Below are 24,472 nucleotides of genomic sequence, written 5' to 3'. Positions count from 1 at the left end.
ATTTATATATTGGGACGAGGAATGAAGTGACTATTCAATATAATAGGGTGATTACTATGAAAAGGAAGCCGCCAATAGTGAAAAGTGTTGATGAAACACTTGACTATATTATAGATAATAATTGTTCAGTAAGTAGATTTGGTGATGGGGAATTTGCTCTTATAAATGGAGAAAATTTAATTTTTCAGCCGTATTCAAAAGAATTAAAGGATAGACTGGATGAAGTTATTAAGAGTAATAAGATGGGCCATTTAGTTTGTATTCCGAATGTTTTTGAAGATTTAAATTGGTGCACGGACAAATCAAGAGGGTATTGGGAAAAATATTTAGAGTTAAATCGTAGCAGAATTTATAAGAGTATACGTATGAATAAAGAATATTACGATGCCTTAGTTACAAGGTTATATATAGATCATCAAGATAAGAGTATGGTTAGAATTCGCTTTGATAAAATGAAAGATATTTGGAATGGGAGAGAAATAATCATTATTGAAGGGGCACAAAGTAGACTAGGGGTAGGAAACGATCTTTTTAAAAATGTTAAAACAATTGATAGAATAATATGCCCATCGAAAAATGCTTTTGCGAAGTATAGGGAAATTTTAGAGCTAGCAAAAAAGCAAAAAAAATCGAAATTAATATTAATTGCACTAGGCCCAACAGCTACGGTATTAGCGTATGATTTATCTTCTGTTGGATATCAAACGCTAGATATTGGTCATATTGATATAGAGTATGAATGGTTTTTGAAGAAAGCGACAGAAAAACAACCTATAAAAAATAAGTATGTTGGTGAAGTAAATGCTGGAACTAATGTGAATGCAATTAGTGACTTAAATTATGAGGGTGAAATTATTGCCAGGATAATATAACTTTATTGTTATGAGGATTCTTTCTACTTAGAAATGATCTAGTTAATGAAGGGGATTAATCATGCGAACGATGCATTCAATCAAGAATATATCAATAAGTATATTTTCTCAAATGGTTATTGTTATTCTAGGGTTTATATCTAGGAAAGTTTTTTTAGATAGTTTAGGAATAGAGTATTTAGGGATAGATGGTTTGTTAATTAATGTTTTATCCATGTTAGTGTTAATTGAGGCTGGTATAGGAGCAAGTATAGTATACAATTTGTATAAACCATTGGCAGAAAATAATCAGTATAAAATTATAGCTCTAGTTCAATTATATAAAAAAATTTATCAGATTTTAGCAATCATTATTCTAGTAATAAGTGCTATGATATATCCTGTTTTAAGTTATTTAATGAAAGATGGGGAGTCTATATCGAATGTTGCGATAATCTATTCGATATTCGTGGTGAAAAATGTAGTTACCTATTTAAATGCTCATAAGAGGTCTTTAATACAAGCAGATCAAAGAGGATACATATTGGCTAGGGTAGATCTCTTATTCCAAGTGCTAACTACAATATTCAAAATATTTATATTAATGTACACGAAAAATTATATTTTGTATTTAATTATAGAGTTGAGTATATATGTAATTCAAAATGTCGTAAACGGTAGGATTGTGAATAAGAACTATCCTTATATAAAGACAAAAAAGAAGTATTATATAGATAATGATACGAAAGAAAAATTAATTATAAATGTAAAGGCAATGTTTTTGCATAATATTGGAGGATACATTGTATTTGGAACGGATAATATACTGATTTCATCTTTTGTAGGTCTTGCTATGGTCGGGATATATTCGAACTATACAATGATAATAAATCAATTAGCAGCCGTAGTAAATCCTATATTAAATGGTATTGAGGCAAGTGTAGGAAATCTAATCGCAACTGAGAATAATGACAAAAATTATGAAATATTTAAAGTGACTTATTTAGTGAATTTTTGGATCTTTTCTTTTTGTACCATATTTTTATTTAATCTGTTAGAGCCATTTATAGGGTGGTGGCTTGATAAGAAGTATTTATTAAATAACATGGTTTTTGTAGTGATACTCATAAACTTTTATTTAACAGGGATGCGAACCGCGATAGCTATTTTTAAAAATAAAGCGGGATTATTTGTACAAGATAAGTATATTCCGTTAGTTGAAGCGATAATCAATTTAAGTTTATCTATTCTATTAGCCAAAATGTTTGGATTGGTAGGTATATTCATAGGAACGGCGATTAGTACAATTGCTACTGTACTTTGGATTCAGCCTTATATTGTATATAAAAATCTTTTTAAGAAATCGGTTTGGAAGTATTTTATAACATATGTATTTTATATATTTTTAACTGTTGTAACAGGTTTCATTACTACAAGTATATGTAATTATTTCATAGAAGGTAGTACCTTTATTTCGTTAGTCGGAAAAGGTGTGATTTGCTTATTAGTACCAAATGTAATATACATTTTAATTTTTTATAAAAGCACAGAATTTCAATATATAAGGAATATCTTTAGTATGATGTTTTTACAAATTAAAAAGAAACAAAACGTTATTTAGCTATAAAAAGTATAGATATTATACCAATTTGAATTATTAAGGAAGTATAGTGTTGTTGAAGCATGTTAGTATGAAACGAAACTTGATTTTAATTAGAAAACATGAAGTAATAGCCCTAACATCGTATTTATATAATGCATAGTATTCTATTAAAGGGATACGTATGTAAGCGGAATATAAAATATTTATCCCAATCTACTGATGTGAGTTTGAATTTTCTATCGGAATTCAACTTCTATCTTAGTTGGAGGTTATATATAAATTATGGCAAAATTTCAGGTGACATGTGTTTTGAAAAGTAATCTTCCTGTGTTAAGCGAGGGAGAATTTTGTTTTTGTATAGATACTAATGAGTTATTTATTGGGACAAAAAAAGGGAACGTAAAAGTATCAACGGAGAATACATTTGAGAGGTTAGTAAGTAAACTTAAAAGCAAGACATTTGGAAGTTCTAAGTCTAGACAATCACTGATTGGAGAAACAGAATCTGCTAATGTGATTTCGGGCACATATTTTCTTGAGTTAGAGAGATGGAATGTTAAAAATGATGGAACGGACGCGGATAATACTTCTAAAGGGATTAATAATGCATTATTATGGGCATCTCAACAAGGATTTATAGAAGTTGTTTTACCTATGGGGACATATTTAATTGATGAAAATACACCAATTGAGCCACAAAGCTTTATGACTTTAAATTTAGGTGGATCAACTTTAAAAATAAGAAGTAATGGATTAGTTAAATATGCAATCGTACGATATCAAAGAAATCAAAAATTTTCTCGGGTTACGAATGGAAGGGTTCAAGGGGATAAAGATACACACGATTATACAACGATTCCTCATACTCATGAATGGGGATATGGGATTGAAGTAGGAAATACGACTCCTGCTGAGGGGAGTAATATGAACTACATTTCAATAGATAATATGGAAATCTTAAATTGTACTGGCGATGGTATAGCAATGGAAAGTACATGGGGACAAATTGGAGAATATGATTTTGCTGGTACATTTGAAGTAGGGGGGATTAGTGATATAAATGGTTCCCTAATAGTAGATGGTAATAAAATTAGATCGAATTTAAAAATAGATTTACATCATAGTAGCATTATAAAATGGGGATATTTCGGTTTGTATGGAGATGGCTATGGTGGAACTGGTTCAGAAATATATACAGAATTATATGATGTGTTATTTTATAAGGCTGATAATACTTTTGTAACGGCTGCGAAGAGAGTAAAGTTTTTTGAAGAAGTGAGTGTTCCAAAAGAAGCAGATTATGCGAAGATAGTTCTTCACCAAGGTGAAATACCTACGGAAAACGGTTGTAAAATCACTGTTAGAATTCCGGAATTTTCTCGAAATGTATTTATTGAGAAATGTAAAATACATGATTGTAGAAGGCTTGGGATAAGCGTATCTGGAGCGAAACAAATTTATATTAGAGATTGTGAAATTTACAAAATGAAAGGTACAGCGCCTCAGGGAGGAATAGATATTGAAGATGGATATCGATTAAATCAATATATAAACATTGAACGTAATAACATATATGATAATCAGGGATATAACGTTGTTGTAGTCGGTGGTAGATATATTAATATCATTCAAAATAAATTAGTTAATAATTCATTAGTAGTAGGCGAAAATGTAGAGAAAGTAATTGTAAGCAATAATCACTTAAGGGAAGTAAGTTGTGTTTTAAGCGGAGAAGTAACTTTTACGAATAATCAAATGTATGCTACTCGAGTCACGATAGATCAAGGGGATAAAGAAGCACTTATTGGTAACTGTATTTTTCATAATAGCGCATTGTTAATGGGAAGAGATAAAGCATATTGTATTCAAGTCAACCAATGTGAATTTTTTAGTGATCGAGATTTATTTCATTCATTTTCACAGTTAGGTTCAATAATTGGTTTCTCAGCAGAACCACAAACTATATCAGATTGTGTTATTAAAGGAGGGGCTGTAGAGGGTACAAGTTTGACAGGCGTATCACCTGGTATGAAAAATGGATGGAGATTAAATAATATTTCTTTTATAGATACGAAACACCCGCAAGGAATCATTACGAATTTACCGCCAGGAGTATATACGGGATGTAAATTTGAGAACAGCGGTACAATATCATTTGTTACAAAAACTCCTCAAGCAGAATATGAATTTAATGGATGTTCATTTAGTTGGGATGCTTATAATCTTTTTACTGTTGAGTCTTCTCAAAGGATAGCGATGCTAAAAGTGAAAAATAGTAATTTTAGAGGGGGAAAATGGGGATCGGCATTTTTTTTATGGGACATTGGTGGGAGAATAGAATTTAATAATAATGCATTTGAATATCTTAATTCGGAATCGACAGACAGTATAATTAATTTTTGGAATGAAACATTTACGAGTGAGTTTATGTTAATAGAAAATAATATATTTAGGTCAAACAAAAGTATGATAGGCGTGAATGCAAATCAAATTTCATCCTCAATCGCTTTAATTTTTAAAGATAATATTGTGGACACAGTAATTATCAAATTAAGGGATGAACATATAAAAAAGGATAATTATATTAATGGCGTGTACGTGTAAAGTTATAATGAATGGAGTAACAGATTCTTTGCAAATAAGTAGTGATATCGTATGGAAATATTCACTTAGGCTAGCTATTTTTAAACTGTTTGATGAAATAAAACTAATGAAAGGTGACGTAATTAAACAAAACAAGGGGCAACTAACTGTAGTTGCCCCTTGTTTTGTTTAATTACATATAAAGTTCTAAATGGTCTTTCGTGTTAGGAATATGAAACGTAATTAAGTAAGGAGGATAGTACATGAAAAGAATTTTTGATGTATGTATTTCTTTATTGTTATTATTTGTATGCTTGCTTCCTATTCTTATTGTTGCAATTTTAGTTAGGATGAAATTAGGAGCACCTGTACTGTTTAAACAACAGCGTCCAGGACTGCATGGAAAACCGTTTAATGTTTATAAGTTTAGAACTATGCTAGATAAGAAAGATAGTGATGGGGAATTACTTCCAGATAAAAATAGACTGACTACTTTTGGAGCAATTCTTAGAAAATATAGTTTAGATGAATTACCCCAACTTATAAATGTTGTAAGGGGTGATTTAAGTTTAGTAGGTCCACGACCATTATTGATGGAATACTTGCCCTTATATTCTAGTAAACAGGCTAAAAGGCATAATGTAAAACCAGGAATTACGGGATGGGCACAAATAAATGGTAGGAATTTGATTACCTGGGAAGAAAAATTTGAATTGGATGTATGGTATGTGGAGAATCACTCATTTTTATTAGATTTGAAAATAATTGTACTTACAATATTAAAAGTATTTAAAACAGAGGGAATTAATCATGTAGGGCATGTGACAATGGAGCGATTTACTGGAGGGGAAATAGAAATAAAGGGGGAGGGAAAATGAAAATTTTAATAATAGGATGTGGTGGGCATAGTAAGGTTGTGAGGGATATAATCTTATCAAATGAAGGATATGAAATAGTCGGTTATTTAGATGATTTGTATACAGGTATAATTATTGTTAATAATCTTTATTTTGGAGCAATTGCAGATGCAAGGGAAATTATCAATAATTTTAATGATGTAAAGCTCGTTATTGCTATAGGAAATAATAAAGTAAGAAGAGAAATTGCAAAAATATTAAATCAACAAAGTAGCATATATGCTACTTTAATTCATAAAACAGCTATTATAAGTTCAAATGCTTATATAGGAAACGGAACGGTAATTATGCCAAATGTCGTTGTTAATGCTGATACTTTCATCGGTAACCATACTATAATAAATACGGGCTCAATAATAGAACATGATAATATAATTGATGATTTTGTTCATATTTCACCACATGCTACACTTACAGGTTCTGTCACTATAGCAGAGGGGGCACATATAGGAGCATCAGCTACTATAATTCCAGGTGTTCAAATTGGTAAGTGGTCAATTGTTGGAGCTGGTTCTGTTGTCATAAATGATTTTCCATCTAATTGTACTGCTGCTGGTATTCCAGCCAAAGTTATTAATGTAGTAAATTGAGAGGAGATGAAGAATGATGATAAAAAATAAGGAGAAAATCTATCTTTCCTCTCCGCATATGAGCGGAAATGAACAAAAATATATTAAAGATGCCTTTGACTCAAACTGGATTGCACCTCTTGGTCCAAATGTAGATGAATTTGAAAGAGAACTTGCATCTTTTGTAGGAGTTAAAGGCGGGGCTGCGGTTAGTTCAGGTACCGCGGCTATTCATTTAGCTTTACGATTATTAAACGTTCAAGAGGGCGATACAGTATTTTGTTCAAGTTTCACTTTTGTAGCGAGTGCGAATCCGATTGTTTATTTGGGAGCTGAACCGGTATTTATTGACTCAGAACCGGAAACATGGAATATGTCACCACAAGCTCTAGCACTTGCGTTGCATGATGCTAATAAAGCAGGAAAATTACCTAAGGCTGTCATTCTTGTTCATTTATATGGTCAGAGTGCGAAATTAGATGAAATTCTTTCGCTTTGTAATCACTATGATGTTCCCATAATTGAGGATGCAGCAGAATCCCTAGGTTCTACATATAAAGGAAAAGCAAGTGGTACATTCGGGAGGTTTGGGGTTTATTCATTTAATGGAAATAAAATTATTACAACTTCGGGCGGTGGCATGCTAGTTTCTGATGATGTGGAAGCGTTAGAAAGAGCGAGGTTTTTAGCAACACAAGCAAAGGATCCAGCACCACATTATGAGCATAGTAAGGTAGGGTATAATTATCGAATGAGTAATATATTGGCTGGTATTGGAAGAGGACAATTAGAAGTGCTAGAAGACAGGGTGAGAGCTAGAAGATCTGTATATAAACGGTATTACGAAGAGTTATCTCTCATACCAGGATTTTATTTTATGCCTGAATTAGAAAATACTCGCTCGAATCGTTGGCTTACTACACTGACAATTGATGAAAAGGAATCCGGGATCTCTGTTGGAAAAGTGTTGAGCACTTTAGCAGAAGAGAATATTGAAGCACGTCCTATGTGGAAGCCGCTTCATATACAGTCGCTCTTTAAAAGGAAGAAGTATTATCCGCATAGCCAAAATGAAGATGTGTCGCAGCATTTATTTCAAAGTGGAATTTGTTTGCCTTCAGGATCTAATATGCTAGTTGAAGATCAAAAAAGGGTCATTCAAGGTGTTTTAAAAGCTATAGAATGGAAGAAATAAAAAGTAAGTAAAAGTGGAATTAGATTTGTGTACGTATGACTATCAGTTCTTTATAATGAATTTTTTGTGAAAATTCTTTGAGAATATCTAGTTTAAATTGACAGTAAAAGAACATAGTGCTAGGTTTTAAATATCTAAACCCTAATCCACAAGTGAATTAAAGTAATTGAGAAGGTAATAAAATAAGTAATTTTGTTCTTTAAAAAGAATGGTAAAGAGGTATGTTTAACGAATTTAATATATAAATAGTATTTGTAGTAACTTTTCATATATTAGGAGGGTAAAAATGAGCGCTATAACTGGCATTATTCACTTTAATAATGAACCTGTATCAATTGAACATGGCACACGATTAATGAGTGACTTACAAAATTACCCTGCTAATGATATTCAAATATGGCATAAAGAAAACGTTTTCCTGGGATGTCACGCACAATGGATTACACCAGAGTCAGTTGGTGAACGATTACCCTTCTATAATTATGAAGAACAACTGGCAATTACAGCAGATGCTATTATTGATAATCGTTATGAGTTGTTTGAAAAATTACAAGTAGATTATGCGGATAGAAAAAACATGAAAGATAGTGAGTTGATTTTACTCTCTTATCAGAAATGGGGAGAATCAGCACCGAAATATTTGGTGGGCGATTTTTCTTTTATGATTTGGGATGAGAAAAAACAAATACTGTTTGGAGCTAGAGATTTTTCTGGGAGCCGAACACTTTATTTTTATCGTAGTGAGAACAAATTTTCTTTTTGTACTAGTATAAAGCCGTTATTTACTCTACCATATGTTGAGAAAAAATTGAATGAGCAGTGGCTTGCTGAATTTTTAGCTATACCTGTGAATTTTGAATCAGTAGACACTTCTTCAACGGTATATAAAACTGTTGAACAAATTCCACCTTCCTATTCTGTTACTGTGAAAAATGGAAAGGTGAAATTATCGAGATACAATACGCTAATCGCTGGAGAAAGGCTTCAACTCAAATCAAACGAAGAGTATGAAGAAGCGTTTTTGGAAGTGTATCAAAATGCGATAAGATCACGTTTACGTACCCATCATCAAGTAGGGGCTCATTTGAGTGGAGGACTTGATTCGGGTTCTGTAGTTAGCTTTGCTGCACGAGATTTAAGTGCAGCAAATAAACGTCTACATACATATAGTTATGTCCCAGTAAAGGGGTTTGTAGATTGGACGCATAGAAGTAGAATAGCTGATGAACGACCTTTTATTCAATCAACTGTACAGCATGTAGGAAATATTAAGGAACATTATTTAGATTTTGAAGGAAGAAGTCCTCTATCAGAAATAGATGATTGGCTTGAAATTCTAGAGATGCCATACAAATTCTTCGAGAATACTTTTTGGCTTAGGGGAATCTATGAGGAGGCCTGGTTACAGGGGGTTGGAGTACTCTTAAACGGACAGAGAGGAAACTGGACAGTGTCATGGGGCTCGGCTGTGGACTATCAAGCTATGCTTTTGAAAAAGATGAATTTGCGTCGCTTTTTGCAAGAATTATATTCGTATAGTAAAAGTATTGGTGTAAAGAAATCGCGAGTATTTTCAGTAGTGAAAAAAAAGGCATTTCCATTTTTGAATCGAATATCTTCATCAAAAAACCAAATCGTTTTCCCAAGATTTATTAATCCAGAATTTGCAAATAGAATGAATGTGTTCGATAAGCTTCTAGAGCATGATGTTGATATAACAGGAACCTCTATAACAGATATATATGAAATAAAAAAAAGGCAATTTGAACATTTATATTATTGGAATATAACTGGTACATACGGATCTAAATTATCTTTGCGCTATTCTTTATGGGATCGAGATCCAACGAATGATTTACGGGTTGTTAAATTTTGTTTAGCTGTTCCAGAAGAACAATACGTTCAAAATGGTGTAGATCGGGCACTAATTCGAAGAGCAACCAAAAATTATTTGCCTGATAAAGTAAGATTAAATCAACTTACTCGAGGTGTTCAAGGTTCTGATGGTGTTTATCGTATGACGCATCAATGGAGTGGATTTATTGAAGAGCTTGAGCAGCTTAGTAAGGATCCTGTAATTTCAGAATTCTTGGATATAGAGGTTATTAGAACTGCGATTTCTAAGATTAAAGAAGAACCCCATCCAGAATATGCATTTGATTTAGATTTTCGAATTTTAATGCGTAGTTTAATAGTATATCGATTTATGAAGAAAATTATTTGAAGGGAGGTGACATCATGAAAAAAGATTGGACAATTCCTACACTGGAAGTACTTGATATTAATATGACAATGGCTGGACCGGGACTTAAAACGCCGGATGCTGTTCAACCAGATATTGATGAAGTAGTGCACTATAGTTAATTCATCGCGTAGTAATTAGATCTTATGTTTCCTATCCCCTTATACATTAGAAGTATAAGGGGTATTTGTAAAACAACGCTGATAATTATTTGGAGTGAGAGAGTTGATTGAAACTACAAAAAAAAATATGTATAAAGTTTTTGGGCTAAGGGTGTTGAGTGAAATTCAATTGCCAGAATTACCTAGAATTAATGAACAAGAAGAAACGATAGAAGTAATAATACGAACTGCTGATTTATTTCAGAAATGGAATGAATTTACTAACACAGAACAAAATTTTGTAGTTGATAAAAACGTAGTTATGATTCGTATTCCTGATACAGCTATATTTTCTATACAAGAAGGAAAGCAAATAGTTGTTTCACCAATGAAGGAAGCTTGTGAAGATAAGATTCGTCTTTATATACTTGGAACTTGTATGGGCGCCTTGCTAATTCAAAGAGGGATTTTGCCACTACATGGTAGTGCAATAAATATTGATGGGAAAGTTTATGCCTTTGTAGGTGATTCAGGAGCAGGTAAATCAACTCTTGCATCGGCTTTTTTAAGTAAAGGATACAAAATTTTGAGTGACGATGTAATTGCTGTGACAGTTTCGTCAGATAAGACTCCAATTGTGATTCCATCTTATCCGCAACAAAAATTATGGGCGGAAAGTTTGAATGCTTTTGGAATGGGAACGGCAAGTTATAATCCATTGTTTGAACGAGAAACAAAGTATGCTGTTCCTGTACAATCTCATTTTTTCTCTGAACCATTACCTCTTGCTGGTGTTATTGAGTTAACGAAAACAGAGGATGAGAATGTTGAATTGATTCGAATTGAAGGACTTGAACGACTGCGTACATTATTTTTGCACACGTTTCGTAAGTTTTTAATTGCGCAATTAAAATTAACAGGTTGGCATTTCACTACTTCTACAAGTGTGATAAACAAGGTAGATATGTTTCATTTGAAACGTCCCAATAATAGGTTTACAGCAGATGAACTTGTATCAATTATATTAAAAACTATACAAGGAGGAGTAATAGATGATGTATACAGAGAGAATTTCTCTAGAGTCTCAGATTGTGCAAAGTGAAGAGAATATTGTGAGTGATATGGATGGGGAAAAAGTAATGCTAAATGTTCAAAAAGGGAAATATTATAATTTGGGACAAACAGGGGGGGAAATTTGGGAACTAATAAAAACTCCAATTATGGTTACTGAACTTGTCAGTACATTGTTGTCAAAGTACAACATTGAACGGTGTGATTGCGAAGAGCAAGTTCTTTCCTTTTTAGATTGTTTATTTCAAGAAGGTTTAATTCAAATAAAAGATCAATCTAATAGATAGATTCGTAATGTCAAGAGAACTGTTAGGAAGGGATTAATGAATATTGTGAAAAGGTTAAGAGTATTTTTATCACTGAACATGGAAACAAAGCTTTTATTTTTAGAGGCTTTTATTTTTTTAGGATGGGCGCGTGTACTAAAAAGTATTACCTTTTCCAAAGTTGCACCTTCTTTAGGGGATTATATGAACGAAACATCAGTAGCTCAAATTGAGCCACACGGAGATACACTAAAGAAGGTGTCTGAAGCTATTTCTATTATGAGTCGTTATACTTTTTGGGAAAGTCAGTGCCTTGTTAAAGCTATAGCTGGGATGAAAATGCTCGAAAAACGTCACATTGAGAGTACTCTTTATTTAGGAACTGCTAAGGATAGTCATGGGGAATTAATTGCGCATGCATGGTTACGGAGCGGTTCTTTTTATGTTAGTGGATCAGAAGGAATGGAGAAATTTACTGTCGTTGGATCATTTGCAAAAAGGCTAAGTGAGGACACTATTAAAGGAGAATAAAATGGAGAAAGATGTTGGTCTTAATGTAGAGTTCATGTCTAAGGAATTGAAACTTCTTTTTGCAATTTTGAAGTTGCAAGATGATGAAACCGTGCAAACTTACAGTAATGAATTGTTTTTGGATATTAATTGGGAGGTATTTCTTGAGCAAACTGTGCATCATCGAGTTTATCCGGTGATATATCAAAAACTTAAACAGGTGGATGAGGAACTAATTCCTTCGCATATTGTACAAACCTTGAATAGAAAATATAAAAAAAATACATTTCAAATGCTTTATTTAAGTGCTGAAATGGAACGAATAAATAAACTATGTAGTGAAAATGAGATTCGTATGATTTTTCTAAAAGGGCCTGTACTGTCTCAGGATTTATATGGAGATATTTCTTTACGAACATCCTGTGATTTGGATGTTCTTATTCCGATGCAAAATTTAGAAAAAGTAGAAATGCTACTTTTGGAGCAGGGGTATGTAAAAGATGATTATATTCAAACGATATTAAGTGATTGGAAATGGAGGCATCACCATATAACATTTTTCGATCCAACAAGGCGGATCAAACTTGAAATTCATTGGAGGTTAAATCCCGGACCGGGTAAGGAACCTGGGTTTGAAGAGCTTTGGAAGCGAAAGAGAAAAAGTACACTTACGAGTAATTCGGTATATATGTTAGGAAAGGAAGACTTGTTTTTATTTCTTGTATCTCATGGTGCTAGACATGGTTGGTCCAGGTTACGTTGGTTAGTAGACATAAAAAAAATTGTCGGTCAAGATCTTAACTGGAATGAGATTCATAAATTAATGAGAAAATATCAAGTGCTTCATTTAGGGGGACAAGCATTAATTTTGGCATCACAATTGCTAGGTGTACGGCTAAATGAAAGGATGACGGAATTAGTAGCTAAGAAACATTCGAAGCAGTTAGCACAAGAAGCACTGTTTTATTTCAAGAAAATGATAAATTTACATTCAGAACCTGTTCCTGAAGAAGTACTTTCCTATCATAGTAGACATTTATTTTCACTGATGTCTAATCAACAAAAAATTTTATTTATTTTGAGCCAGCTTTATCCTTATCCAATTGATGCAAAAACATTACCGTTACCTAAATTTCTTCATTTTTTATATTTTCCTTTACGTCCGTTTTTATGTCTTTGGAGGAAAACAAAGAAGCTTGCTTTGTTATAGGGGGAAAATCGATGAATCATATTATATATTTTATGAAGAAATTATACTCTTCAGCGGGAAAAATACTGTATGTGAATTTATTTGGTATGGTTTTAATAAGTTTACTTGAAGGGATAGGTATTATTTTATTAATTCCTATGATAAGTATGACTGGAATAATTAATATAGGCGAGGAGATTACTTTTATTGCACCTGTCTCTAGATTTTTGCAGGATTTTCCTAAAACAACAAGTCTAGTTTCTATTTTAGGTATATATATACTAATAGTGTTAGGTCAAAATTTACTACAAAGAAATATAACGCTAAGGGATGCGAGAACACAACAAGCTTTTGTGCGAAAATTAAGAATGGAAACATATAGTATGATTTTAAAAGCAAAGTGGAGTTTTTTTTTAGAGAAAAGGAAAACAAATCTAATAACTATATTAACTACAGAATTAGCTCGTGTAAGTTATGGGGTTAATTTAATTTTACAATTGTTAGCTGCTATTCTGTTTACATTTATACAGGTGGGGATTGCGTTTTTACTATCTCCTCAAATAACTATATTTGTTTTGGTCTTTGGCTTATTATTCTTGGTAGCTTCTCGTGTTTTTATAAAAAAAGCACGAATACTAGGCGGTAAGACCTCAGAATTGGCAAAAGACTATCTTTCTGGTATAACAGATCATTTTAATGGAATTAAAGATATAAAGAGTAATACTTTGGAAGCATCACGTTTAGACTGGTTACAATCTTTAACAAAAAAGATGAGTAATGAGCAAATGGAGTATATGAGAATAAGATCGAACTCTCAATTGTTTTATAAAGTTTCAATGGCTATATTAATTGCATTTTTTTTATTATTATCAGTAAGTATATTTAAAGCTCAACCGGCCCAATTATTATTAATCGTACTCATCTTTTCGAGACTATGGCCACGCTTTATGACAATTCAGTCAAATTTAGAACAGCTTGCTGCAAGCATTCCTGCTTTTAAGTCATTATGGGAATTACAAGGGGAATGTATTGAAGCGATTGAAATACAGGATATACACCAGCAAAAAAATATAAAGCCGATTTGTATAGAACAGGGTATTGAATGTAAGGATATTTATTTTCGGTATAATAAGAAGGAGCATTTGTATGCACTTCAAAATATTAATGTGCAAATACCAATCAATAGTATGACGGCTATTGTGGGGCATTCGGGAGCTGGGAAGAGTACATTAATCGATGTTTTAATGGGATTGATTCAACCAGAGAAAGGTCAAGTATTAATAGATGGAACTCCTCTTACAAGTGAAAATTTACTGTCATTGAGACGGGCTATTAGTTATGTGCCACAAGATCCTTTTTTATTTAATGCAAGCATAAGAGAAAATTTATTGATGATTGAGCCGAATTCGAGTGAAGAACAAATTTGGACTGCATTAGATTTTGCGGCGGCAGCTGAATTTGTACGAATACTGCCAAAAGGGCTTGATACTCTCATTGGAGATCGTGGAGTGAGACTTTCAGGTGGTGAACGTCAACGACTTGTACTAGCTCGAGCTATTTTAAGACAACCGTCCATTTTAGTATTAGATGAAGCTACGAGTGCATTAGATGCTGAAAATGAGGTGAAGATCCAATCAGCAATAGAAAGATTGAAAGGAACGATGATTATTGTTGTTATTGCGCATCGGTTATCTACGATCCGCAATGCAGATCAAGTTATTGTTTTAGGAAAAGGTGAAATTGTTCAAAAAGGTGAATTTAATCAATTGGCTAAAGAGAGAAAAGGTGTATTTCGAAATTTATTAGGGTCACAAATAGAAGTTGGTTCTTAGAGGGGAAAGAGTGAATGAATTTTTGTATTCATACAGTTCGAATCGAATAAAAGCCTGAGTGATGGCCAGTTATAACAGGACATTATTTAGGCTTTTATTTGTACGTTTTCTACATTTAGGGAGTAAATATAAATGAGTACCTTGCAATGAATAATACTAAGTGGTATATTATGGGTATAACAGGTACCGTGTATTGAATAGTACTGGAATGAGAAAGGGGGATTGAGCTTGAACGTTCAGTTTAAAAAAGGCGTGTTAGAACTGTGTGTTTTAGCACTTGTAAAACGTAAGGATTGTTACGGTTATGAACTTGTTCAGCAAATCTCAAATAAATTTTTAATATCGGAAGGGTCAGTGTATCCTTTATTACGTCGTTTAACGAAAGAAGGATATTTTCAAACGTATTTGAAAGAATCTACGGAGGGGCCGCCTCGTAAATATTATCAACTAACGGAGCAAGGGGAAACGCAACTGAATTTGTTAGTAACAGAGTGGCGTGATTTTGCAAAAGGCGTACAAGAAATTATTGAAGGGGTGGAATGGGATGAGTAAAGAACAGTTTCTTAAAGAATTATCAAGTCATCTTAGAAAGTTACCGGAAGAAGAGAGGAAAGATATTTTATTTGATTATGAAGAGCATTTTCAGTTTGGGAAAGAAGAAGGAAAAACTGAATCGGAAATAATAAAGGGTCTTGGCTCGCCGAAAGTAATTGCGAAAGATTTACTTGCTTTGTATCGCTTTGATGAAATGAAAAAGGACCCATCTACTTCGAATATAACAAGGGCTGTTATGGCAGCGATTGGACTTAGTTTGTTTAATTTCATTATTGTATTAGGCCCGTTAGTTGCAATTATTGCTTTTATATTTTCCTTTTGGGTCGGTGGGATTGCTAGTGTAGTGACACCATTTTTCGTTATTGGAAAAATATTTATGGGTACTTTTATTTGGTTGGATATATTCGTTAGTATAACGTTTGTTGGAGTAGGTTTGTTGTTATGTATTATCGCTCATTATAGTACGAAGTGGTTTAAAAAGTTATGCGTACGTTATGTAATATGGAACTTCAAAATGATAAAAGGGGAGTAGATGATGAAAAAAATATTGTTAGTAGCAATCGCTTGTATCATTATTGGAGTAATTGGGATTTCACAAACATATGAAAAAGCAGTGCAAACTGCAGAAGAAGGAAATAAAGAAGATGTAATTAAAAATGAAATACTAAAAAATATAGAAGTTAAGTTAGATGCTGGGGATATTGTTGTCCAAAAATCTCCCGATTCTTCTTTTTATGTAAAGCAATCAGGAGATGTACGTAAACAAGAAATCCGTATTGCTGAAGATGGTGACACATTAAAAATTATTGGGGAAAGAGAAAAAGGTGCTTCATTTGATTTTTCTTTTTACAATTTCAAGTTTCAAACGTCTGCAGTGACTATATTTGTACCAGAACGTTCTTACCAGGAGATAAAAATAAATTCATCAGCTGGACAAATAGAAATAAGTGATGTGAAAAGTGATCGTGTAAGTGTTGGGACACTTGCTGGAGAAGTAGATTTGAAGCATGTCACAGCTAAGAGTGTGGAGGGGTCTACAAAAGCTGGTGAGGTGAATTTAAAAAAGGTAATAGGGAAAGTAACAGCGAAAACGGCTAGCGGGGATGTATATGTTGTGGATCATGATCCTAAGTATGATGTAGAGGCAAGTTCAACTGCTGGGGATGTAGATATTACTTTATTAGAAAAACCACAAGATGCAGTAATAACTGGGCAAAGCGCTGCTGGCGACGTAATGATTTTTAATGAAGAAAATAAAAATATAACTATTGGAAATGGTAGTAAAAAGATTAGCGGTAAAACAGCTGCTGGCGATGTGACGATTGAAACTCCTTCGTAGGTAATAGAATGTATGAAAATCTATCAAAATACAAAAAAGAAGATAATTACCGTATATAAATAAGGTAATTATCTTCTTTTATTATTTTTAATGTAAATCACGATATACGCCAATTACTTTGCCGATAACTGACACTTGTTTTAAAATGATAGGCTCTAATGAAGAGTTTTCCGGTTGTAGACGGAAATGGTCTTTTTCCTTATAGAAACGTTTAACAGTTGCTTCGTTATCTTCTGTTAAAGCGACTACAATTTCACCATTATATGCAGACTGTTGTTGGCGAACAACAACTAAATCTCCATCGAAAATACCAGCTTCAATCATACTATCTCCAGAAATACGTAACATAAACACTTGGTCTGCTCCAGCAACAATGCTAGCTGGAAGTGGGAAGTGATCTTCTACACTTTCAACTGCTGTAATCGGTAATCCAGCAGTAACTTTTCCGACAATTGGAACTTGAATAACAGATTGTGTTTCTGTATCCATTCGGTTGTCACCTAAAATTTCAATTGCTCGTGGTTTTGTTGGATCGCGTCGAATATATCCTTTTTCTTCTAGTCGTGATAAATGTCCGTGCACTGTAGAACTAGAAGCGAGGCCGACTGCTTGACCGATTTCGCGTACGGAAGGTGGATATCCTTTTTCTTGTACTTTTAGCTTAATAAAGTCGAGAATGTCTTGCTGGCGTTTCGTTAACTTTTCCATGTTTTCTAACACCTCGTTTTCTTTCATTTTTCTTATTAATAAGTATAACATGCGAAAAAACATTCTACAAACATAAGTTCGAACGAAAGGCGAATTTATGATACACTATAAGGAAAATATAGTGAGAAAGAAGGGTTCAAAATGAATGCAATTATTTATGCACGTGTGAGCACAAAAAAAGAAGAACAGGAAACATCATTATTGCGTCAAAAAGATGAATTATTGCATTTAGCTGAGCGCTATCAAATGAATGTTGCAAAGGTGATTGAGGAGCAGGCTAGCGGTTATACAATTGAACGTGATGGCATATTAGAAGTGCTAGATACAATTCGCGATGAACAAATTGATGTACTTCTCATACAAGATGAAACGCGCCTTGGTAGAGGGAATGCGAAAATTGCATTAATGCACTGTTTACATAAAGAGGGAATAAAAGTATATACGCATACGCATAATGGAGAATTAGAACTCTCTGACTCTGATTCGATGGTGCTAGATATAATTGGGATTGTTGAAGAGTATCAAAGAAAGATCCACAATTTGAAAATTAAACGTGGCATGCAAAGAGCGGTAGAGAAAGGATTTCGTCCGGAGAATAATTTGAAAAATCGTCATTTAAGTATAGGGCGTGAGAAAAAAGAAGTGCCAATTGAGGAAATTGTACGTTTACGCCGAAATGAATTAACTTTTGAAGAAATTGCAGCGACGCTTCGCGGCTTTGGGCATAACGTTTCAAAAGCGACGGTACATCGTAGATATGTAGAGTATACAAAGCAATTGCTTGATAAAGAGGACTAACTATTGTATGATAATAATCAGTTTTGAGTAAAAGGGGGATTCGAGATGCAAAGTCACGAACTCATTGAACGCATTAACTTCTTAGCGAAAAAAGCAAAAGCTGAAGGTTTAACTGAAGAAGAACAACGTGAGCGCCAATCGCTACGTGAACAATATTTAAAAGGATTTCGTCAAAATATGTTAAACGAACTTAAAGGAATTAAAGTTGTTAACGAAGAAGGTACTGATGTTACACCGGCGAAATTAAAAGCTTTAAAAAAGCAAGATAATGCAAAATTAAACTAAAAGATGGGCAAAGCCCATCTTTTTTATTTATTATATCCGTTATTTAATAACTTTCCAGTTGTTATTGACTGTTGCTTCTATCTTTTTATGTTTCAAAATATAATTAGCAATCAGTTCAGACATATCTGTTGGTATGTCTTTTATTACGGGCTTATTTTGGAACATAAAGAAGTTTCCTCCGCCGCTAGCGCGATAATTATTCATAACGACTTCATATTCTTCATCCATATTAAGAGGAATGCCTTTGCATTGTAAAGATTCTACTCTCTCGCCAATAGGTTTGGAAATGTTTAATACGTACGAAATCCCTTCCCACATATCGTAATTATAGTGTTGCGGCTTTGGTTCTATGAAGGTAGGGTTTACGATAATATCTCCATCTGCATTTAATGTGAAATAAGAAGCAGAGAGTTCAAGGGCATCTTTTATATCTGCTCCAGTTATTCTAATTACTTGTAATGTATTTGGATAAATATAATTAGAAACGATGTCACGCATTGTTACATGATCAGGGAAACCTGGAGATGTATTATGAAATAAGCTTGTACAAGAAATAGAAACATTAGCTATATCCATCTGTATGTTATTTATAAATTCAATAAAAGGATGGTCTTGCAAACGAGTTTGCATAGCGTCTGAAATTTGCATGTCTCCATAGATTAGTCCAATAGGTTGATCGAGCCAATTTTGTGTTTTCTCTTCATAATCGGCAACTAAGGAAAGAATATGTTGGTCCGCCGTAATTCCTTGCACAGGAAATAATTGTGAATAACTCTCTTTTTTTATCCATTTTTTTTCTGTTTTTTTGAATGTTACTGTTATTTTTCCAATGGAGTGTCCATTGCATCCAGTCTGTAAAATTGTTACACCATTTATTACGGTGTGAGCGATTTCCCGGTGTTGGTGGCCTGTTAGTAAAATATCTATTCCTTCAATTTCATGACACATTGCATATCCTTGGTTTTCACCTGTTAAAACTTCGGTCGGTACCCCGGTTTGTAGATCGCGTTCAAATCCTCCGTGATACGCTACGACTAATAAATCTGGTTTCTCGTGTTCGTGAATGTAAGAAACCCACTTTTTTGTTGTTTCTAATGCATCTTCAAATTGTAAATCTTGAATGTGATGGGGTTGTTCCCAATTAGGAATGTAATGTGTTGTCACCCCTAAAATAGCAATTTTTATATTTGATTCAATATGTTTTATTATATATGGTTTCCCGAAATAAGGTTCTTTGCTGTTTTTATCTAAAATATTTGCTGATAGATACGGGAAGTTCGCAGTAGAAATAGCATTGTTTAATACGCCCATTCCATAATTAAATTCATGATTCCCAATCACTGCGGCATCATACCGTAAATAGTTCGCTAATAAGGACATTGGATTTTTCTTATCTTTTTCATATGTAGCGTAATGATAAGTGAAGGGTGTTCCTTGTATGAAGTCACCGTTATCAATTAAAAGGACGTTTCTATTTTGGGAACGTTCTTTTTTTATAAGAGTAGAAATTTTAGCTAAACCAATTTCAGCTTCGGAGTTATCTTGGTAGTGAATTGGATAAACAGTACCATGTATATCACTTGTTAATAAGATGTTTAAAGTTACAATTTGATTTTGATTCAATATCATTCACCTTTTCTATTGTTATCTACAAGTTAAGCATATCAAATATATGAAGGTAATTTTAATGAGAATGTATAGAATGTGTAAAGATTCTGTAAATAAGCAATTATTAATAAAAATGTGTGATATATTTCTTCATGTTTACGGAAGGAAATTTATAACAATAAAAATGGAGGCATTAATATGTTGAAAAAAGTTTTTGCAATGAGCACGACAGTTGTACTGGCGGCGGGATTATTAAGTGGCTGTGGAACGAAGGAATCAAGTGCAAGTAAAACTGAAGATACGAAAAAAGGTTATGTACCGAAGACTTTAAATGTTCAATTTGTTCCTTCTCAAAATGCAGATACGCTAGAGGCGAAGGCGAAACCATTGGAAAAGCTATTAAGTGATAAATTAAATATTCCGGTCAAAGTTAGTATTTCAACGAATTACAATACAATTGTAGAAGCGATGGCATCTAAGCAAGTAGATGTAGGCTTTTTACCCCCAACAGCGTATGTGTTAGCGCATGAGAAAAAGGCTGCAAACGTAATTTTACAAGCACAACGTTTTGGAGTAGATGATGAAACAGGAGCTCCTACAAAAGATTTAGTAGACTTTTATAAATCTGAGTTTGTAGTTAAGAAAGATTCAAATATTAACAGTGTAAAAGATTTAAAAGGTAAAAAAATTGGTTATCAAGATGTAACGTCATCAGCGGGATATGTATGGCCTGCGGCAGTATTGTTAAAAGAGGGAATTGATCCGCTAAAGGATGTGAAACCTGTTACATTAAAAGGTCACGATCAGTCGCTTATTGCGCTTTTAAATGGTGATGTAGATGCAGCTGTTGTATTCCAAGATGCTCGTAATATTGTGAAAAAAGATTATCCGAATATATTCGATCAAACGAAAATAGTGAAATTTACAGAGAAAATTCCAAACGATACGATTTCGGTACGTTCTGATTTAGATGCAGAGTGGAGTAAGAAATTACAGGACGCTTTCATTGAAATAGGAAAGAATGAGGAAGGTCACAAAATCATAAAAGAAGTATATTCACATGAAGGCTATATTAAATCTGATGATAGTAAATTTGATATCGTTCGTGAATATGGAAAGAAAGTAAAAACGCAATAATACATATGGAAATGGCAGCTAACTGGAATGATATGTTTTCAGTTAGTTTGCCGTTTTGAATACATAGAAGGTAGGTAAGATATGTGATAGAGTTTCGAAATGTCTCCAAAGTGTATCCGAATGGTACAAAAGGATTAAATAATATAAACTTGAACATTCAAAAGGGTGAATTTGTTGTAATGGTAGGGCTGTCCGGGGCTGGAAAGTCTACACTTCTCAGATCGGTAAATCGACTTCATGAGATTACAGAAGGCGAAATTATGATTGAAGGGGAGTCTATTACTGCTGCGAAAGGAAAAGGCTTACGACGCATGCGCCGAGATATTGGTATGATTTTTCAAAGCTTTAACCTTGTAAAGCGATCAACGGTATTGAAAAATGTATTAGCTGGCCGTGTTGGTTATCATTCGACATTGCGTACAACGTTAGGTCTATTTCCAAAAGAAGATTTGGAGCTTGCCTTTCAATCGTTAAAAAGGGTGAATATTTTAGAAAAAGCATATGCGCGAGCGGATGAATTATCAGGAGGACAACAGCAACGTGTATCGATTGCTAGAGCATTAGCGCAAGAAGCAAAAATCATATTGGCAGATGAACCTGTTGCATCGTTAGATCCACTAACAACAAAGCAAGTATTAGATGATTTGAAAAAAATCAATGAAGATTTTGAAATTACAACAATTGTAAACTTACATTCTATTGATTTAGCTAGGCAATATGCGACACGCATTATTGGGTTACATGCAGGGGAAATTGTTTTTGACGGTTCAGTAGAAGAGGCAACGGATGAAAAATTTGCTGAAATTTATGGAGACGTAGCGCAGAAAAGTGAATTGTTAGAGGTGGCAGTTAAATGAGTGACGTGACGATATATTCGAAAGCGATACCGAAGCCGCCGAGTAAGTTGAAACATATGTTGACGTTTATTCTAGTCATTTTACTGTTGTGGGGAAGTAGTGTACAGGTCGACGCATCATTTTCAAAACTAGTAATTGGTTTTCCTAATATGATGGATTTATTAAAAGAGATGGTGCCGCCAGATTGGAGTTATTTTCAAGTTATTACAACAGCGATGTTAGATACAATACGTATGGCGATTATTGGGACGACTTTAGGAGCGATTTTAGCTATTCCACTGGCACTATTTGCGGCAAGTAATGTGTTTACTAGTACATTCTTGTACGGTCCAGCTCGATTGGTTTTAAATTTTATCCGAACGATACCAGATTTATTATTAGCGGCAATTTTCGTAGCTATTTTTGGAATAGGACCACTTCCAGGTATTTTGGCTCTTACTTTTTTCTCAATTGGGCTTGTGGCAAAATTATTGTATGAGTCAATTGAATCGATTGATCCAGGTCCATTAGAAGCGATGACAGCAGTAGGAGCAAATAAAGTACAATGGATTGTGTATGGGGTAATTCCGCAAGTGAAAGCACATTTTGTCTCCTATGTTCTTTATACATTTGAGGTGAACGTACGTGCGGCAGCTGTTTTAGGTTTAGTAGGGGCAGGCGGTATTGGGTTATATTATGATCGTACACTTGGATTTTTACAATATGAACAAACTGCCTCTATTATTATCTATACTCTTGTTGTTGTATTGTTAATTGATTATGTAAGTACATTGTTGCGGGAGAAATTATAATGAGTAAAACGACGTTAATCGTACCAAAACCGAAGAAACCGAGTATGTATCGCTGGTTTATTTTTATAGCACTTGCATTTGTTTATGTATGGGCTTTTTCAGGAGTCCAGTTAGAGGGTATAAAGGATACGGCAGGAGAAATTACAAAAGCAATTATGACAGGTGTATTGAATCCAGATTGGTCGTATGTATCTTTGCCAGATGGTGAAGATTTATTACATGGTTTAATTGATACGTTGGCAATTGCGATATTAGGTACATTTATTTCTGCCTTTTTATCTGTTCCATTCGCTTTTTGGGCAGCAACGAATATGAGCAGTGGGAAATTAACTTCAGGAACTGGAAAATTTGTACTTAGTTTTGTTCGTACATTTCCTGAACTAGTTATGGCTCTTTTATTTATAAAAGCTGTTGGACCAGGCTCTTTTGCCGGAGTTCTAGCTTTAGGGTTACACTCTATTGGGATGTTAGGAAAACTATATTCAGAAGGAATTGAAAATATAGATAAGGGACCGACGGAAGCGTTAATAGCAACAGGCGCGAATCGTTTTCAAATACTTTGGTATGCAGTATTACCACAAGTATTACCGGATTTTCTATCGTATACGTTATACAGGTTCGAAATTAATGTGCGATCAGCTGCTATTTTAGGTGTTATTGGAGCAGGTGGGATTGGTACGCCTCTAATTTTTGCACTGAGTTCACGCAATTGGTCTCGTGTGGGTATTATTTTATTGGGCATCATTTTAATGGTCATTATCATTGATTATATTTCAAGTTCGATACGGAAGAAAATTGTATAATTTATTTTAAGCACCTATAAAAGGTGCTTTTTTTATAATAAGAATAATAAATGTGAGCAATAGGGGGGATAATTTGGCTTTACAGCATGAGTTTGTATTTGTTTCAAATGAAAAAAGATTAGATTTTAAAGGTATAGATTGGATTGAACTTTGTTTTCTATATAAGAAAGAGGCAACGATAGATGAGTGTGTTGTATTAAGTGATGAGCTAATCGTATATCTATTAGATTTCATCCATTGGATTCCGACTTATTATCCAGCAAAAAGAGAAGAAGGATTCGGAATTCACTATTATGGTATTACGAAAATAGAACAGCAAGGGGCAGTGATAGCAGAACAGTTATTTGGTTCGCTCGTTAGCATGTTTTCTTTAGCGCCAGAAATAATCGAGTTGACAGGACAATTTCAATGGGAAAATGATAATAATACGGATGGAGAATATGAAAGATACGTATTTAATCGAGATAAAGTATGCCAAGATTTACAGTCGTTTATTCGTTTGCTTCGTAGAGTGAAAAATGGGGAAGGATATATTGTGCATTATGGAATTTAAAATTGATGAATAAATATACAGATAATTCCCTTTCTTTTTAAAATAAAAACAATGAAAAAGTATGTCATATTGAATGCCCATACATTCCCGAAATCATTGATTTTTTTAT

Annotated in this window: 26 protein-coding genes; 24 read left to right on the top strand and 2 right to left on the bottom strand. The window is 33.6% G+C overall.

Annotated features, from left to right (window positions below):
* The first annotated feature begins 77 nt into the window (after positions 1–77).
* The 17 genes from F8162_RS06355 to F8162_RS06275 all read left to right on the top strand — a co-directional run bounded on the left by F8162_RS06355 (position 78) and on the right by F8162_RS06275 (position 16,823).
* Positions 78–872, top strand: coding sequence for an SP_1767 family glycosyltransferase (locus tag F8162_RS06355; RefSeq protein WP_225990143.1), 795 nt, complete (start codon positions 78–80; stop codon positions 870–872).
* A gap of 61 nt (positions 873–933) precedes the next feature.
* Positions 934–2,472, top strand: coding sequence for a lipopolysaccharide biosynthesis protein (locus F8162_RS06350; RefSeq protein ID WP_151634035.1), 1,539 nt, complete (start codon positions 934–936; stop codon positions 2,470–2,472).
* Positions 2,473–2,736: 264 nt separating this feature from the next.
* Positions 2,737–5,058 (top strand): right-handed parallel beta-helix repeat-containing protein, encoded by a 2,322-nt coding sequence (locus tag F8162_RS06345; RefSeq protein WP_151634037.1) that lies wholly within the window; start codon positions 2,737–2,739, stop codon positions 5,056–5,058.
* On the top strand, positions 5,042–5,230 hold the full coding sequence (locus F8162_RS06340; RefSeq protein ID WP_151634039.1) for a hypothetical protein: 189 nt from the start codon (positions 5,042–5,044) through the stop codon (positions 5,228–5,230). Before F8162_RS06345 ends, F8162_RS06340 begins: the two co-directional genes overlap by 17 nt.
* 70 nt (positions 5,231–5,300) lie before the next feature.
* The gene (locus tag F8162_RS06335; protein WP_151634041.1) at positions 5,301–5,915 is read left to right on the top strand and encodes a sugar transferase; all 615 of its coding nucleotides are present in this window, start codon (positions 5,301–5,303) and stop codon (positions 5,913–5,915) included.
* Positions 5,912–6,544 carry an acetyltransferase gene (locus tag F8162_RS06330; RefSeq protein ID WP_151634043.1) on the top strand — a complete coding sequence of 211 codons (633 nt, stop codon included), beginning with the start codon at positions 5,912–5,914 and terminating at the stop codon, positions 6,542–6,544. Before F8162_RS06335 ends, F8162_RS06330 begins: the two co-directional genes overlap by 4 nt.
* 16 nt (positions 6,545–6,560) lie before the next feature.
* Positions 6,561–7,718 carry an aminotransferase class I/II-fold pyridoxal phosphate-dependent enzyme gene (locus F8162_RS06325; protein WP_151635388.1) on the top strand — a complete coding sequence of 386 codons (1,158 nt, stop codon included), beginning with the start codon at positions 6,561–6,563 and terminating at the stop codon, positions 7,716–7,718.
* A gap of 286 nt (positions 7,719–8,004) precedes the next feature.
* Entirely contained in the window at positions 8,005–9,942 is a 1,938-nt protein-coding gene (locus F8162_RS06320) for a lasso peptide isopeptide bond-forming cyclase (RefSeq protein ID WP_151634045.1), read from the top strand.
* 14 nt (positions 9,943–9,956) lie between these two features.
* Positions 9,957–10,082: a paeninodin family lasso peptide gene (locus F8162_RS06315; RefSeq protein ID WP_000711188.1), complete on the top strand. Its 126-nt coding sequence runs from the start codon at positions 9,957–9,959 to the stop codon at positions 10,080–10,082.
* Between the two features lie 103 nt (positions 10,083–10,185).
* The gene (locus F8162_RS06310) at positions 10,186–11,163 is read left to right on the top strand and encodes an aldolase (RefSeq protein WP_151634047.1); all 978 of its coding nucleotides are present in this window, start codon (positions 10,186–10,188) and stop codon (positions 11,161–11,163) included.
* On the top strand, positions 11,114–11,419 hold the full coding sequence (locus F8162_RS06305) for a lasso peptide biosynthesis PqqD family chaperone (RefSeq protein WP_151634049.1): 306 nt from the start codon (positions 11,114–11,116) through the stop codon (positions 11,417–11,419). Before F8162_RS06310 ends, F8162_RS06305 begins: the two co-directional genes overlap by 50 nt.
* Before the next feature lie 36 nt (positions 11,420–11,455).
* On the top strand, positions 11,456–11,929 hold the full coding sequence (locus F8162_RS06300; RefSeq protein ID WP_076539496.1) for a lasso peptide biosynthesis B2 protein: 474 nt from the start codon (positions 11,456–11,458) through the stop codon (positions 11,927–11,929).
* 1 nt (position 11,930) lies between these two features.
* Positions 11,931–13,118: a nucleotidyltransferase family protein gene (locus tag F8162_RS06295; protein ID WP_151634051.1), complete on the top strand. Its 1,188-nt coding sequence runs from the start codon at positions 11,931–11,933 to the stop codon at positions 13,116–13,118.
* Between the two features lie 11 nt (positions 13,119–13,129).
* Complete coding sequence (locus F8162_RS06290) at positions 13,130–14,929, top strand: ABC transporter ATP-binding protein (protein ID WP_151634053.1); 1,800 nt, start codon at positions 13,130–13,132, stop codon at positions 14,927–14,929.
* A 228-nt stretch (positions 14,930–15,157) separates the two neighbouring features.
* On the top strand, positions 15,158–15,481 hold the full coding sequence (locus tag F8162_RS06285; RefSeq protein ID WP_001102620.1) for a PadR family transcriptional regulator: 324 nt from the start codon (positions 15,158–15,160) through the stop codon (positions 15,479–15,481).
* Positions 15,474–16,016, top strand: a complete 543-nt coding sequence (locus tag F8162_RS06280; RefSeq protein WP_151634055.1) for a DUF1700 domain-containing protein — start codon at positions 15,474–15,476, stop codon at positions 16,014–16,016. Before F8162_RS06285 ends, F8162_RS06280 begins: the two co-directional genes overlap by 8 nt.
* A complete protein-coding gene (locus F8162_RS06275) occupies positions 16,017–16,823 on the top strand; it encodes a DUF4097 family beta strand repeat-containing protein (RefSeq protein ID WP_192797604.1) in 807 nt (268 codons plus the stop codon). It begins immediately after the preceding gene.
* A gap of 87 nt (positions 16,824–16,910) precedes the next feature.
* Here F8162_RS06275 and lexA read toward each other — a convergent pair whose 3' ends face one another.
* Positions 16,911–17,531: a transcriptional repressor LexA gene (gene lexA, locus F8162_RS06270; RefSeq protein WP_000413737.1), complete on the bottom strand. Its 621-nt coding sequence runs from the start codon at positions 17,529–17,531 to the stop codon at positions 16,911–16,913.
* Between the two features lie 141 nt (positions 17,532–17,672).
* Here lexA and F8162_RS06265 point away from each other — a divergent pair, with 141 nt between their 5' ends.
* Both F8162_RS06265 and F8162_RS06260 read left to right on the top strand, forming a co-directional pair.
* A complete protein-coding gene (locus F8162_RS06265; protein ID WP_151634059.1) occupies positions 17,673–18,329 on the top strand; it encodes a recombinase family protein in 657 nt (218 codons plus the stop codon).
* Positions 18,330–18,374: 45 nt separating this feature from the next.
* Complete coding sequence (locus F8162_RS06260; protein WP_001190582.1) at positions 18,375–18,614, top strand: DUF896 domain-containing protein; 240 nt, start codon at positions 18,375–18,377, stop codon at positions 18,612–18,614.
* A gap of 39 nt (positions 18,615–18,653) precedes the next feature.
* On the opposite strand, the gene F8162_RS06255 is transcribed toward F8162_RS06260, so the two are convergent.
* A complete protein-coding gene (locus F8162_RS06255; protein WP_151634061.1) occupies positions 18,654–20,237 on the bottom strand; it encodes a bifunctional metallophosphatase/5'-nucleotidase in 1,584 nt (527 codons plus the stop codon).
* Between the two features lie 183 nt (positions 20,238–20,420).
* Between F8162_RS06255 and F8162_RS06250 the strand changes: the two genes are divergently transcribed.
* The 5 genes from F8162_RS06250 to F8162_RS06230 all read left to right on the top strand — a co-directional run bounded on the left by F8162_RS06250 (position 20,421) and on the right by F8162_RS06230 (position 24,363).
* Positions 20,421–21,359, top strand: a complete 939-nt coding sequence (locus tag F8162_RS06250; RefSeq protein ID WP_151634063.1) for a phosphate/phosphite/phosphonate ABC transporter substrate-binding protein — start codon at positions 20,421–20,423, stop codon at positions 21,357–21,359.
* Between the two features lie 83 nt (positions 21,360–21,442).
* Complete coding sequence (gene phnC, locus F8162_RS06245) at positions 21,443–22,216, top strand: phosphonate ABC transporter ATP-binding protein (RefSeq protein WP_151634065.1); 774 nt, start codon at positions 21,443–21,445, stop codon at positions 22,214–22,216.
* Positions 22,213–23,007 (top strand): phosphonate ABC transporter, permease protein PhnE, encoded by a 795-nt coding sequence (gene phnE, locus F8162_RS06240; RefSeq protein ID WP_151634067.1) that lies wholly within the window; start codon positions 22,213–22,215, stop codon positions 23,005–23,007. Before phnC ends, phnE (F8162_RS06240) begins: the two co-directional genes overlap by 4 nt.
* Entirely contained in the window at positions 23,007–23,810 is an 804-nt protein-coding gene (gene phnE / locus F8162_RS06235; RefSeq protein ID WP_151634069.1) for a phosphonate ABC transporter, permease protein PhnE, read from the top strand. Before phnE (F8162_RS06240) ends, phnE (F8162_RS06235) begins: the two co-directional genes overlap by 1 nt.
* Positions 23,811–23,883: 73 nt before the next feature.
* Positions 23,884–24,363 carry a coproporphyrinogen III oxidase gene (locus F8162_RS06230; protein WP_151634071.1) on the top strand — a complete coding sequence of 160 codons (480 nt, stop codon included), beginning with the start codon at positions 23,884–23,886 and terminating at the stop codon, positions 24,361–24,363.
* The last annotated feature ends 109 nt before the right edge of the window (positions 24,364–24,472 follow it).

Source organism: Bacillus sp. CH140a_4T, from assembly GCF_008923725.1.
Lineage (GTDB): Bacteria > Bacillota > Bacilli > Bacillales > Bacillaceae_G > Bacillus_A.
Note: the sequence above shows the minus strand (reverse complement) of the source record. Positions and strands in the feature narration are given on the sequence as shown.